Here is a 13,610-nt window from a genome sequence, read left to right on the forward strand (position 1 = left end):
CGATCCGCTCAGGCCGCCTTGCGGCCGGCCGCGACGATGTCGCCGGCGCTGGCCAGGGTTTCGACAGTCCAGCAGCGCTCCATCACGGTCGCGATCTGCTGCGGGGGAATGATGCCTTCGGCGAGATCCTTGAACTTGCGCTCGAGATCGGCATCGCTCATCGGCCGCTCCAGGCTGCCGATCGCATGCTCGATCCGCTTGGTCAGCACGCGGCCATCGGTGAGCGTGATCGACATCTCGACCTGTTCCGGCTTGATCGCCGCATCGATCACCGGATTGACCTTGCCGCGCAGCTCGATGATCGCGCCATCGCGCACCGCGCGGTCGGAAAACTGCTTCTCGCCCCCAGCGCCTTCGATCAGGGCCACAGCGACCGCGTGGTAGACGCTGAACTTGCCCTCCAGCCCTTCCTTCGGAGTCTTCTTGCCGGTCAGTTCGAGCACCAAAGGATTGACCTTCATGTCGATCGACTTGACCTGCGCTGCGGTCAGGCTGTTCTCGTTGCGCAGCTGGATCGCGGCATCGATCGCGGGATGCAGCACGATCCCGCAGGCAAACGGCTTGTAGGTGTTGAGCGCGGCCTCATAGCGCTGGCCGAGCTCGCCGGTGATCTCGCGGTAGTCCTGCTTGGTGCTGATCGTGTTGGCCCAGCCGCGCTTGGCCTCGATCATCCCATCGGAGCTGGTGTAGTTCTTCGACGCGAGGATCGCCGCGAACAGGCCGTCGGCGGCGGCGCGGCCGGGATTGAAGCTCTTGTTCATCGAGCCGAAGGATTCGCGCAGGCCCACCGGCTGCGAGGCGGCGAGCCCGAGCGCCCACACCATCTGCTGTTCGCTTAGGCCCATCAGCCGGCCCGCGGCGGCGGCCGCGCCGAACACGCCGGCGGTCCCGGTGATGTGCCAGCCGACATCGTAATGATTGGGATACACCGCGTTGCCGATCCGGCATTCGGTCTCGACCCCGAGCACGAGCGCATTGAGCAGGTCGCGGCCATTGACCGGCTTCATCTCTGCAAGAGCCAGGATGGCCGAGATCACCGGCCCGCCGGGATGAATGATCGTCTTCAGGTGGGTGTCGTCGTAATCGAAGATGTGGCTGGAGACGCCATTGATGAAGGCCGCGTTCATGATGTCGAGCCGCTCGGCTCGGCCGAACAGGCTGGCCTGCGGCGGGCCGGAAAACGGCGCCAGCGCCGCGACCGCGATGTCCACCGTCTCGTGGTGCGACCCGCCAATGGCGACGCCGACATAGTTCAGGAGCGTGCGGACGCCTGCCTTGCGGACATTCTCCGGCAGGTCCTCGTAGCGCGCGCTGACGAGATAATGGGCGAGGATCTTCGTGACGTCCTTGCTGTCGGACTTGGCCGCATCTGCCGCCATTGCCGGCACGCGGCAGAGGGGCGCCAGCGACAGGCCTGCGGCCCCCGCCATGAGTTGGCGGCGTGACATCGTGATCATGATGACGTCCTCCCGATCCGGCGCCTTGTCGCGTCCGTGTTGCGCTTGGCCCTGGCGCGATCCTGATCCGGTTCGCCACTGGCATGCCACGATCCTGCACTCGTCCAGGCTTTACAAGGAGCCTTGGGTGAACGGTCAGTTCGCTTGATTGGACAATGCGCTGTGGCCTGCGCGGCGATGTTGCGGATGCGGTGGTTCGAGGGGCGCTGCAAGACAAGTGGCCATGGCAGGATCGTCTTCAACGCGCCTGTGAGAAGGGCAGTCCATCACGGCGCTGCGGTGAATTGTTCGTGCGACGGAAAAGCGAGTAACGTCAACGGTATGCCGTGCGTTCTGATCATGCGCTGACAGCTCGAAGTGCCGTTGTGGACACCGCCGGCGGAATGCTATGCGACAGCAAAGGCGGTGTTGGCGGCGCGGCGCTGCGGCCTGACGGCCGACCTGAGAACAACAACGGGCAAAGGAAACACCATGGTCGACGCGCTCATCATCGACGCCTGCAGGACACCGCGCGGCATCGGCAAGGCCGGCAAGGGGGCGCTGGCCGGGCTGCATCCGCAGCATCTCGGCGCCACCGTGCTGCGCGCCTTGGCGGATCGCACCGGCATCAACACCGCCGATGTCGACGATATCATCTGGGGCTGCTCGTCGCAGCGCGGCCCGCAGAGCGGCGATCTCGGCCGCATGTCGGCGCTCGATGCCGGCTATGACATCCGCGCCTCCGGCGTCACGCTCGACCGCTTCTGCGGCTCTGGCATCACCAGCGTCAATATCGCGGCCGCTTCGATCATGGCGGGGCAAGAGGATCTCGTCGTGGCCGGCGGCTGCGAGATGATGTCGATGGAAGGACGGCGCGGCGAGGGTCCGCTGATGATGGATGCCGGCAATCTGCATCTGCGCGCGCTGCATCCGCAGTCGCATCAAGGCGTGTGCGCCGACGCCATCGCGACCATGGAAGGCATCACCCGCGCCGATGTCGATGCGCTCGGCCTGGAGAGCCAGAAGCGCGCCGCGGCCGCGATCGCCGGCGGGCACTTCAAGAAGAGCCTGGTGCCGGTGCATCGCGACGACGGCAGCCTCGCGCTCGACCATGAGGAATATCCGCGGCCGCAGACCACCGCCGAGGCGCTGGCCGGGCTGAAGCCGGCGTTTCCAGCGATTGCCGATTACGCGCTCGACGACAAGGGCACGACCTATCGCGGCCTGATCCTGCAGCGCTATCCCGGCCTCGAGATCGAGTTCATGCATCACGCCGGCAATTCGTCGGGCGTGGTCGACGGCGCCGCCGCGCTGTTGCTGGCCTCGCCATCCTATGCCAAGGCGCATGGGCTCAAGCCCCGCGCGCGCGTGGTGGCGATGGCCAATATGGGCGACGATCCGACCTTGATGCTGAACGCGCCGGTGCCGGCGACGCGCAAGGTGCTGGCCAAGGCCGGGCTCACGCTCGATGACATCGACCTGTTCGAGATCAACGAGGCGTTCGCGGTCGTTGCCGAGAAGTACATCCGCGACCTCAAGCTCGACCGCGCCAAGGTCAACGTCAATGGCGGTTCGATCGCGCTGGGGCACCCGATCGGGGCCACAGGCTCGATTCTGATCGGCACCCTGCTCGACGAGCTGGAGCGGCGCGACCTCAAGCGCGGCCTGGTCACGATGTGCGCGGCCGGCGGCATGGCGCCGGCGATCATCATCGAGCGCGTCTGAGGCGTTCGTCTATCGCCTGATACCGGTCGTTGCGCCCGCCGCGGACCCCCGCAGCGGGCGCTGTCGTTCGGGTGCGAGGAACAGGCGACCGGATTGGCCGGAAGCCCGCCGGAAACGGCAAAGCCAGTTTTGCGACGTTCCCGCGTCGATTTCGTTGATGCTGTCGCTGCTCCCCGCAGGCCGCGGCGGTTCCACTTTCCGGACCAGTCAACCACGTTTCGACTGGAAAGGAATTCGCGCTTGTTCCGCAATTTGCGGCGGGTTATTGCCACCGAGAGGCCTCATCTTAGAAGAAATGGCTCTCGTGCTCTCCACACTGTCGCATATCATCGATCGCAAGGCTTCGAACCGGGTGGTCACGCGGCTGCGGGCGCTGCTGCGCAGCAACGAGTTCTACCTGATACCGCTGGCGCTGGTGATCGGCGTTGCTACCGGCGCGATCGTGACGGTGATGAGCCTGATCGCGCAGGTCGCCCATGTGCTGATCTACGGCATCCCGATCGACGTGCGGCTCAGCGCCAACGCCTGGGTCAATCCCATCATCGCTTTGATTGCGCCGGCTTGCGGTGGCCTCATCCTCGGGGTGATGGAATGGCTGCGGCGGCGTTGGAAGATCGCGGCCGCTGTGGACCCGGTCGAGGCCAATGCCCTGCGCGGCGGCCGGCTGTCGATGCGCGACAGCATCGTGGTGAGCAGCCAGACGCTGGTCTCCAACGGCTCCGGCGCCTCGGTCGGCCTCGAGGCCGGCTACACCCAGATCGGTGCCGGCGTGGCCTCGCTGCTCGGCCAATATCTCACGCTTCGCCGCAACGATCTCCGCCTGATCGTCGGCTGCGGCGCGGCCGCCGCCATCGCCGCGGCCTTCGGCGCGCCGATCACCGGCGCGTTCTATGCGTGCGAACTGATCGTCGGGGTGTATTCGGTGGCCAGCGCCGCGCCGATCCTGGCGGCCTCGCTGGCCGGGGCGTTGACGTCGCAATATCTCACCGGTGCGCCGTATTCGCTCGAGATCCAAAAGGTCGGCGCGGTCGGCTTCGAGCAATATATCGCGCTGTTCGTGCTCGCGCTGCTGGTCGCCGGCATCGGCATCGTGGTGATGCGTGCCTCGCCGGCCGTCGAGCGGCTGTTCGTCCGCATTCCGGTGTGGCTGCGTCCCGCGATCGGCGGTGTCTGCGTCGGAGCGATGGCGATCGTCACGCCGCAGGTGCTGGCGGCCGGTCACGGCGCGATGCTGCTCGACCTGCATCGCGAGATGGCGGTCGGCATGATCGCCACCATCATCGTGCTGAAGCTCGCGGCCTGCCTGATCTCGCTGGCGTCGGGCTTCCGCGGCGGCCTGTTCTTCGCCTCGCTGTTCATCGGCAGCCTGCTCGGCAAGCTGTTCGCAGGCCTGCTCGCGATGGTCGGACTGGGCGTCGCGCTGGATCCCCTCGTCGCGATGCTCACGGGCATGGCGACGCTCGGCGTCGCCATCGTCGGCGGGCCGCTGACGATGTCCTTCCTGGTGCTGGAGATGACGCGCAGCGTCGACGTCACCGCGGTGGTGCTGGCCGCCTGCATCGTGACCTCGGTGTACGTGCGCGTGCTGTTCGGGCACTCGTTCTCGACCTGGCGCCTGCATCTGCGCGGTGAGACCATCCGCAGCGCCAATGATGTCGGCTGGCTGCGCAATCTCACCGTCGAGCGGCTGATGCGCTCCGACGTCGGCAAGGTACCGACCACCACCTCGATCGCCGCCTGCCGGCGCGAATTCGCGCTCGGCACCCGCCAGGCGGTCGTGGTCGTCAACAACAGCGACGATTATTGCGGGCTGGTGTCGCTGCCCGATCTGTTCTCGGGCGAACTGGATTCGATCGCGGACGACATCCAGGTGGTGGAGCTCGCCAAATATTTCGATGTCGCGCTGTTGCCCGAAATGAACGTCAAGACGGCGATGAAGATCTTTGACGATTCCGGCGCCGAGGTGCTCGCGGTGCTGGAGTCGGAGAACAGCCGCAAGGTGATCGGCTTCCTCACCGAGTCCTTCGCGCGCCGCCGCTATGTCGAGGAAATCGATCAGGCGACGCGCGGTGTGCTCGGCGCGCTGTCGTAATCGCGTCACATCGCCGCGACACGGAATCTTCTCGCCGGGAACAGAGTAGGCTGCCGGCCGCTTGAGACGCGGCCGACGCGCGAGGATTGCATGACGATTTGGACGAGAATGACGGTTGCGGCGACTGCCGCTGCGCTGGCGACGACATCCGCAGCAGCCGAACCTGCAGTGCTGAAAGGCCGGGACGCCTTCGGCAGCTGGCAGGGCGACGCGCCCGGCACGATCCGGCTGATCCGTCCCGAGGATCTGCCGAAGCCCGGCGCCACCGCATCCGCCGCCAATGTCTCGCGCGTGGTGCAGCGGCCGGCCTCGGTCCTGCCAAAGGTCGTCGACGGCTTCAAGATCGCGCTGTTCGCGGACGGGCTGAGCGGCCCGCGTATCATCCGCACCGCGCCCAATGGCGACATCTTCGTTGCCGAGACCCGGGCAGGGCGCATCCGCGTGCTGCGTCCGAGCGAGGACGGCAGCAAGGTTGCGTCAAGTGAGATGTTCGCCGAGCGGCTCGGCCATCCGTTCGGCATCGCTTTCTATCCGAGCGTCGATCCGCAATGGGTCTATGTGGCGAGCACCGACCGCGTGCTGCGCTTTCCCTATCGGTCCGGCGACATGAAGCCGGCGGGCGCAATGCAGGTCGTCGTCGCCGACCTGCCCGCGGGCTATGGCCATTCGACGCGCGATCTCGTCTTCACCCCGGACGGCCAGCGCATGCTGGTCTCGGTCGGGTCGGCTGGCAATGTCGGCGAAGCTCTGGGCGAGCCGGATGGCGGCCTCGCCGCCTGGATCAAGGCGAATCCGCCGGGCGCTGCGTGGGGCGCCGAGACCGAACGTGCCGGCGTGCTGGCGTTCGATCCCGACGGCAAGAACCGCAGCCTGTTCGCCACCGGGATCCGCAATTGCGTCGGCCTGGCGATCCAGCCTGGATCGGGCACGCCCTGGTGCTCCACCAATGAGCGCGATGGGCTCGGCGACGATCTGGTGCCGGATTATGTCACACGGGTGAAGGAGGGCGGGTTCTATGGCTGGCCCTGGTACTATGTCGGCGACAACGAGGACCCGCGGCACGCCGGCGAGCGTCCTGACCTGAAGGGGCAGGTCACGATTCCCGACGTGCTGCTGCAGGCACATTCCGCCTCGCTCGGCCTCACCTTCTATGACGCAGCCCTGTTCCCGCCGGAGTATCGCGGCGATGCCTTCGCCGCGGAGCACGGCTCCTGGAACCGCTCCAAGCGCACCGGTTACAAGGTGATCCGGGTGAGGCTGAAGGACGGCGTGCCCACCGGCGAATATGAGGATTTCGTCACCGGCTTCGTCGTCAACGACCGCGAGGTCTGGGGCCGGCCGGTCGGCGTCGCCGTGGCGCGCGACGGCAGTTTGCTGATCTCCGAGGACGGCAACGGCACGATCTGGCGCGTCAGCCGCTGAGCGGTTGTCGCGGCGCAGGAACCTCCCGACCCAGCATGGGTTGTGAGCGGGGTTGAACGCCGGATGACCGCATGAACATCTTCGATCCGAAAGGACCGATCGCCGCCGCGCAGCAGACGATCCTGATCGACTCCGTCATCATCATGCTGGCGATCATCGTGCCGACCTCGATCGCCGTGCTCGCCTTCGCGTTCTGGTTCCGCAGCTCCAACACGAGGGCGACGTACCGACCGGATTTCGCTTATTCCGGCGCGGTCGAACTCGTGGTGTGGTCGATCCCGGCGCTCACCGTGATCCTGCTCGGCGGCGTCGCCTGGATCGGCTCGCACGATCTCGATCCTGCCAAGCCCGTCGCCGGCACCGGCCTTCCGATCCGCATCCAGGCGGTCTCGCTCGACTGGAAATGGCTGTTCCTCTATCCCGACCAGCGTATCGCGACCGTCAACAGCCTCACGGTTCCGATCGGCGCGCCGCTGCGCTTCGAGCTGACCTCGGGCAGCGTCATGACGGCGTTCTTCATCCCGCAGCTCGGCGGCATGATCTACACCATGAACGGCATGGTGACGCAGCTGAACCTGCGCGGCGATCACGTAGGGACCTATAAGGGCCTTGCCTCGCAGTTCAGCGGCGACGGCTTTCCGGACATGATGTTCGACACCCACATTGTGTCGCAGGTCGACTTCTCCAATTGGGCAGCCAATGCCGCCAAGAGCGACCAGGTGCTCGACGAGGCGAGCTACAAGCAGCTCGCAGCGCAGTCGGTCGAGACGACGCCGAAGACCTACCGGCTCGCCGATCCCGAACTGTTCGGCAAGATCGCCAGCCAGCACATTCCACCAGCGCCCGGACCTCAACTGAGCGAGAATAAGTCGCGTCCGGAAGGCGGAGCATCCCATGCACACTGATTGGTTCGTCGTCGGAGTGTGGCGATGTCGGTAAGCGCTGTCGAGCAGGCCCCGGCCTATGCCGATCCGCATCACCTGCGGGCGGCCGAGCACGACGGGCCCGCGCCGAAGCGGATCGTGACCGGCTACGGCTTCTGGATCTTCCTGTTGTCAGACATCGTGATGTTCTCGTGTTTCTTCGCGAGCTTCGCGGTGCTGTCGAAAGCCACGGCCGGCGGGCCCGGCGGCGCGGAGCTGTTCGACATCCGCAACGTTGCGATCGAGACCGCGCTGCTGCTGGTGTCGAGCTTCGCCTGCGGCATGGCGAGCATCGCCGCCGAGCGCCACAGCGCGCTCTGGTTCCAGGTCGCAATGGCTGCGACGGGCCTGCTCGGGGCCGGCTTCCTGCTGCTCGAGGCCCGGGAATTCACCGATCTCGTCGGGCGCGGCGACGGGCCGAGCCGCAGTGCCTTCCTGTCGGCCTTCTTCACCCTCGTGGGCTGCCACGGGCTGCATGTCGGCGCCGGCCTTCTCTGGCTGCTGACGATGATGGCGCAGGTGATGACGAAGGGATTCCGCGCCGACATCGAGCGCCGCATCCTGTGCTTCGCGCTGTTCTGGCACGCGCTCGACATCATCTGGGTCGCGGTGTTCTCCGTGGTCTATCTGCTCGGGAGTGCGACATGACCGATCAGGTCCAAGAGTTCGACGATCGCGGCGATCTTGCGCCGGGCGAGCAGCAGCATGGCGATCTGCGTTCCCGCATCTTGTTCCACGTGGCGGGTCTCGGCCTTGCGGTGCTGCTGACCGCGGCCTCGTTCTTCATCGCCGGGACCAACCTGGTCTGGCAGCCCTCGATTCCGGTGGCGCTGATCGTGCTGGCGATCGCCCAGATGGGCGTGCATCTCGTGTTTTTCCTGCACATCACGACCGGGCCCGACAACACCAACAACGTGCTGGCGCTCGCCTTCGGGCTGATCATCGTCTTCCTTGTGGTCGGCGGCTCGCTGTGGATCATGTCGAACCTCAACCACAACATGATGCCGATGGATCCGCTGATGCAGATGCAGCATTGAGCATCGCCGCTGATATCGCCGAGTGGTTGCTGAGCCCCTGGATTGCTTCGCTTGCGCTCGCAATGACGGTCGTGGCGGGCACTGAACGCGCCACACATGCGGTCATCGCGAGCGCAAGCGAAGCGATCCAGGGGCCACACGAAACCCTCTGGATTATGTGGCGTCAGTGCGCCGACTTTACTTCTTCGGCGCCCGGCAATTGAAGGCGCGGCGGAAGCCGGAGGCGCGGGCGTCATCCTCTGAGCAGAACCAGCGATCCGGTTCGGTCGTCGCCGGATAGCTCGGACAGCCCTGCAGATGATAGATGCCGATATTGCCGGTGACGCGGGCGCGCACCGCGAACTTGCCCTTGATGCTGCAGCCGGGCGGCGCGCTCGGGGCGTCCGGGAACAACACGTCACGGATCTCGCGGTCGCGATCGCTGCGGCAGGACGCGCCGAGCAGGGAGCCGTCCTTCTTGTCGGTGCGAAACTCGCCGGGGGCGACAAAACAGCCCTTCCAGATCCCGCGCAGCGCCTCCTTGGCGGCGGCGATATCGTCCTTGGCGCGATATTTGACCGCCGGGTCGGCGCTCACGGCGTAGCCGGCCCGTGCCATCTGCTGGTTGAGGCTGAGCTTGTCGCCGTCGACGGTGCAGAGGCCGAGCCTGCGGCTCTTGAGCGGCTTGTCCGGGCCGAGATCGTCGCAGCGCACCGCGCGGCCGGCGATCAGTCTGGTCAACTGTTCGCGCGCCTCGACACCGCAGCTCCAGGGGTCGGCGTGGTCGTCGATACAGAGCTGATCGACCTCCGGCGCGTCGATGCCGTCCAGTCGATACACGGTCTCACCGAGCTGGAGGGTGTCGCCGCTGCGGACCGCAGCGGTCGCGGCCAGCGACGCGCTCGCCATGCCCGCTCCGATCACGATCGCCCCGCACAATGACAACAGCCGGTCTCGCAGCCGCATGCTTCCTCCCGCAATCAAATGCATCAAATACCCTGCCGAACTCCTACCACATCGCGCATGAGTCTCGCCAAGGGCCGCGGGAACAGCTCCGCCGGCTGTGATCTTGCGCCGGAGCGGCCTGCTACCCATCTGACGTTACAAAGGAATTACACCATGCTGGATTTCACTTCCGATGTCGCCGGCGACGCACTGTCGCCGGCGCAAGCGTCTGGTGCTGCCCCCGCCGATGATCGGGCGCTGCTCGACGCCTATTCCAATGCTGTCATCGACGTCACCGAGCGCGTCGGCCCGGCCGTCGTCCGCGTCGAGACCGGCCCGAAGGTCGGCTCCCGCGGCGAGCGCGGCGGCCTCGGCTCCGGCATCGTGATCTCGCCGGATGGTCTCGTGCTGACCAACAGCCATGTGGTCGGCAGCTCCAAGACCATCCGGTTGCGCGATGTCGAGGGTGTCGTCACCGACGCCCAGGTGCTCGGTGTCGATCCCGACACCGACCTCGCGCTGCTGCGCGCGAACCATGCGCGCGATTTGCGTTACGCCGCGCTCGGCAACTCCAAGAGCCTGCGGCGCGGCCAACTCGTGGTCGCGATCGGCAATCCGCTCGGCTTCGAGTCGACGGTGACCGCCGGCGTCGTCTCGGCGCTGGGCCGCTCGATCCGCTCGGTCTCGGGCCGGATGATCGAGGACGTTATCCAGACCGATGCCGCGCTCAACCCCGGCAATTCGGGTGGGGCGCTGGTGTCGTCGGCCGCCGAGGTGATCGGCATCAACACCGCCATCATCCAAGGCGCGCAGGGCATCTGCTTTGCGGTTGCCAGCAACACCGCGCAATTCGTGCTGTCGGAGATCATCCGCCACGGCTATGTCCGCCGCGCCTATGTCGGCGTCTCCGGACAGACCGCGCCGGTGCCGCGGCGCCACGCCGTGCTGGCCGGCGTCGAGAACAAGATGGGCGCGTTGTTGATGCAGATCGAGCCGGACGGGCCGGCCGCGCGTGCCGGGCTGTTGCCGGGCGATGTCGTGATCAGGCTCGACGGTGTCGACATCAACGGCGTCGACGACCTGATCCGCGTGCTCGACCGCGACCGCATCGGCCGCACCGTGGCGATGGACGTGCTGCGGCTGGGACGGCTGCGCGGCATCGACATTCATCCCGTCGAGCGCAAGCCGGCGTCGCGGCAGCCGGCGACGTAGCGGCGTGAGGCGATAGGCTGGCGCCAAGCACAATGCGGTCGTCCCGGCGAACGCCGGGACGCACCCCAGGGAGCCGTGCGAGGCGGGCGGGCCGTCAAGCACGCCACGATCACCACGTGTGTTTCGCTTGGCTCGCAGAGCAGCAAAGCGGCGACCGCTGCATGCAATGGCCGCTTACAAAATAAGCTGATCGCTTGAGAGTGGCGGTTGCCCAGCAAGCGGGCAGCACCAGGCAATCGCTCCAACCCATTGAATGAGTTATGACTTCGTAGTCCGTCGTGCTCATCCGGCCATTGTACACAATGGCATAGCGCTTGCTTCGCTGGTTGCGAGACATTCTCGCGCGGAGGCAGCGGCTGACATGGCGAACTCATCTGCAGCGGCAACCGCCACGGTCACAGCCGAGCCTGAGCCGATCACCCTCGACCTGTCGAGGACCGCGCTGGTCATCATCGACATGCAGCGCGACTTCATGGAGCCGGGTGGCTTCGGCGAGACGCTCGGCAATGACGTGTCGCAGCTGGCGCGGGCGGTTGCACCGATTGCCAACGTGCTGGCGGCAGCGCGCAAGACCGGCATGCTGGTCATTCACACCCGCGAGGGCCACGAGCCGGATTTGTCCGACGCGCCGCCGGCCAAGATCGAACGCGGTGCACCGTCCTTGCGGATCGGCGATCCCGGACCGATGGGGCGCATCCTCATTCGCGGCGAGGCCGGGCACGACATCATTCCCGCGCTCTATCCGATCGATGGCGAGGTGGTGATCGACAAGCCGGGCAAGGGCGCGTTCTACGCGACCGAAATGGGCGACGTGCTGCAGCATCACGGCATTGAAAATCTGCTGGTGTGTGGTGTCACCACGGAGGTCTGCGTCAACACCACCGTGCGTGAGGCCAATGACCGCGGCTATCGCTGCGTCGTCATCTCCGATGGCTGCGCCTCCTACTTCCCCGAATTCCACGAGATGGGCCTGAAGATGATCAAGGCCCAGGGCGGCATTTTCGGCTGGGTCGCGGAGTCAGCGGCCGTGCTGCAGGCGATCGGCTGAGCCGCAGAGGAGACACGAGAGACACGGGTCGCGAGAGATGAGCTCGAAAATGTAGGCGTTCAACTCAACAGGGGAGCAAGGCGATGAGCGGAAGCGGGACGGCAAGCTCGACAAGTGCGGATTTCAAGCCGGTGCTGTGGACACCCGGCGACTGGAACGCGTTCTTCGGTTTCGGCACCAACATCCTCGTCAACATGCTCGTCCTCACCGGGCTGTTGCGCTTCGTGCTGAAGATGCCGGACAGCCTGGTGTTCGGCCGCATCCTGCCGGCGCTCGGTCTGATGATGTGCCTGTCGACCTTCTACTACGCGTTTCTCGCCTATCGCCTGGCGCAGAAGACGGGGCGGACCGATGTCTGCGCGCTGCCGTCCGGTGTCAGCGTCCCGCATATGTTCATCGTCACCTTCGTGATCATGCTGCCGATCACGCTCAAGACCGGCGATCCGCTGAAGGGCTGGTCCGCCGGGCTCGTCTGGGTGTTCTTCCAGAGCTTCATCCTGATGATCGGCGGCTTCGTCGCGCCGTACATCCGCAAGATCACGCCGCGGGCGGCGCTGCTCGGCACGCTCGCCGGCGTCTCGGTCACCTTCATCTCGATGCGGCCGGCGCTCGAGATGTACATGACGCCGCAGATCGGCCTCGTCTGCTTCGCGATCATTCTCGTCAGCTGGTTCGGCGGCGTGAAATATCCGAAGGGGCTGCCTGCAGGTCTCGTGGCGATCGCCGTCGGCATGATCATCGGCTGGGGCTCGAACCTGTTCGGCCTCGGTCTCGGCGGCCTCAGCGTCAAGGGCGTCGGCGATGCCTTTGCGAGCTTCGGCTTCTCGGTGCCGCTGCCGGCGTTTGGCACGGTGTTCTCCGGCTTCGAATATCTCGGCATCATCCTGGTCACCGCGATCCCGTTCGGCATCTACGACCTCGTCGAGGCCATGGACAATGTCGAGAGCGCGGAAGCCGCCGGCGACGAATATCCGACCACGCGCGTGCTGACCGCCGACGGCATCGTCAGCCTGATCGGCTGCATGATGGGCAACCCCTTCATCAACGCCGTCTATATCGGCCATCCCGGCTGGAAGGCGATGGGCGGCCGCATCGGCTATTCGGCGGCGACCGGCCTGATGGTGATCGTGCTATCCTGGCTCGGCATCATCTCGGTGCTGCTGGCGCTGGTGCCGGTGGTCGCGATTTCGCCGATCCTGCTCTATATCGGCATGTTGATCGGCGCGCAGGCGTTCCAGACCACGCCGGTCAAGCACGCGCCGGCAATCGTGCTCGCCTTCACGCCGCATCTCGCCGCCTGGGCCAAGCTGCAGATCGACACCATGCTGGCTTCCACCGTGACGGCGGCGCAGAGCATCGGCGGTCTCGCAGCCGACAAGGTCGATGCGGTCAAGACCGCCGCGATTGCCGCGCTGCCGCAGCAGGGCGTTCTGTATCACGGCTTGGAAGTGATGGGCGGCGGCTCGATCCTCGCCGGCCTCGTGCTCGGCGCGATCGGCGTGTTCGTGATCGAGCGCGACTTCACCAAGGCGGCGGCCTTCGCCTTGGCCGGTGCCGTGATGACCTATTTCGGCTTCATGCATGGCGAGGCGGTCGGCATCGGCGGCGGCTTCGGCGTCACGCCGGCGGTGGCGCTGGCCTATGCCGTGGTCGCAGGCGGGCTGTTCGCGCTGGGGCGGCTCGGCACGTCCGAGAGCTACGTGGCGCATGCCGACATGCATGCGGCGCCAGCAGAATAGGTATCTTTTCAAAGAGAACGACAGCCGGCGGCATGGCCGCCGGTTATGATTT

General features: G+C 66.2%; 12 protein-coding genes. 10 read left to right on the forward strand and 2 right to left on the reverse strand.

Annotation, left to right across the window (positions count from 1 at the left end; translation table 11 throughout):
* Window positions 1–8: 8 nt before the first annotated feature.
* Entirely contained in the window at window positions 9–1,457 is a 1,449-nt protein-coding gene (locus BBTA_RS12770) for an MmgE/PrpD family protein (RefSeq protein WP_012042905.1), read from the reverse strand.
* Window positions 1,458–1,928: 471 nt separating this feature from the next.
* On the opposite strand from BBTA_RS12770, the gene BBTA_RS12775 reads away from it, so the two are divergent.
* From BBTA_RS12775 to BBTA_RS12805, 7 genes are all read left to right on the forward strand, one after another.
* Window positions 1,929–3,161, forward strand: a complete 1,233-nt coding sequence (locus BBTA_RS12775; protein WP_012042906.1) for an acetyl-CoA C-acetyltransferase — start codon at window positions 1,929–1,931, stop codon at window positions 3,159–3,161.
* A 295-nt stretch (window positions 3,162–3,456) separates the two neighbouring features.
* Window positions 3,457–5,253: a chloride channel protein gene (locus BBTA_RS12780; RefSeq protein WP_371260195.1), complete on the forward strand. Its 1,797-nt coding sequence runs from the start codon at window positions 3,457–3,459 to the stop codon at window positions 5,251–5,253.
* 90 nt (window positions 5,254–5,343) lie between these two features.
* Entirely contained in the window at window positions 5,344–6,675 is a 1,332-nt protein-coding gene (locus tag BBTA_RS12785; RefSeq protein ID WP_041750601.1) for a sorbosone dehydrogenase family protein, read from the forward strand.
* A 71-nt stretch (window positions 6,676–6,746) separates the two neighbouring features.
* Complete coding sequence (locus tag BBTA_RS12790) at window positions 6,747–7,580, forward strand: COX aromatic rich motif-containing protein (RefSeq protein ID WP_012042909.1); 834 nt, start codon at window positions 6,747–6,749, stop codon at window positions 7,578–7,580.
* 24 nt (window positions 7,581–7,604) lie between these two features.
* Entirely contained in the window at window positions 7,605–8,246 is a 642-nt protein-coding gene (locus BBTA_RS12795) for a cytochrome (ubi)quinol oxidase subunit III (protein ID WP_012042910.1), read from the forward strand.
* A complete protein-coding gene (gene cyoD, locus BBTA_RS12800; protein ID WP_012042911.1) occupies window positions 8,243–8,635 on the forward strand; it encodes a cytochrome o ubiquinol oxidase subunit IV in 393 nt (130 codons plus the stop codon). The genes BBTA_RS12795 and cyoD overlap by 4 nt, the downstream gene beginning before the upstream one ends.
* Window positions 8,632–8,838 carry a hypothetical protein gene (locus BBTA_RS12805; RefSeq protein WP_041750602.1) on the forward strand — a complete coding sequence of 69 codons (207 nt, stop codon included), beginning with the start codon at window positions 8,632–8,634 and terminating at the stop codon, window positions 8,836–8,838. Before cyoD ends, BBTA_RS12805 begins: the two co-directional genes overlap by 4 nt.
* Here BBTA_RS12805 and BBTA_RS12810 read toward each other — a convergent pair.
* Complete coding sequence (locus BBTA_RS12810) at window positions 8,813–9,580, reverse strand: thermonuclease family protein (RefSeq protein WP_041750603.1); 768 nt, start codon at window positions 9,578–9,580, stop codon at window positions 8,813–8,815. The two genes, BBTA_RS12805 and BBTA_RS12810, sit on opposite strands and share 26 nt — an antisense overlap.
* Window positions 9,581–9,733: 153 nt before the next feature.
* On the opposite strand from BBTA_RS12810, the gene BBTA_RS12815 reads away from it, so the two are divergent.
* From BBTA_RS12815 to BBTA_RS12825, 3 genes are all read left to right on the forward strand, one after another.
* Window positions 9,734–10,771 (forward strand): S1C family serine protease, encoded by a 1,038-nt coding sequence (locus BBTA_RS12815; RefSeq protein WP_012042913.1) that lies wholly within the window; start codon window positions 9,734–9,736, stop codon window positions 10,769–10,771.
* A 361-nt stretch (window positions 10,772–11,132) separates the two neighbouring features.
* Window positions 11,133–11,819 carry a cysteine hydrolase family protein gene (locus BBTA_RS12820; RefSeq protein WP_012042914.1) on the forward strand — a complete coding sequence of 229 codons (687 nt, stop codon included), beginning with the start codon at window positions 11,133–11,135 and terminating at the stop codon, window positions 11,817–11,819.
* Window positions 11,820–11,902: 83 nt separating this feature from the next.
* Window positions 11,903–13,558: a hypothetical protein gene (locus BBTA_RS12825; protein ID WP_012042915.1), complete on the forward strand. Its 1,656-nt coding sequence runs from the start codon at window positions 11,903–11,905 to the stop codon at window positions 13,556–13,558.
* Window positions 13,559–13,610 lie beyond the last annotated feature (52 nt).

It is taken from the genome of Bradyrhizobium sp. BTAi1 (genome assembly GCF_000015165.1).
Classification (GTDB): domain Bacteria; phylum Pseudomonadota; class Alphaproteobacteria; order Rhizobiales; family Xanthobacteraceae; genus Bradyrhizobium; species Bradyrhizobium denitrificans.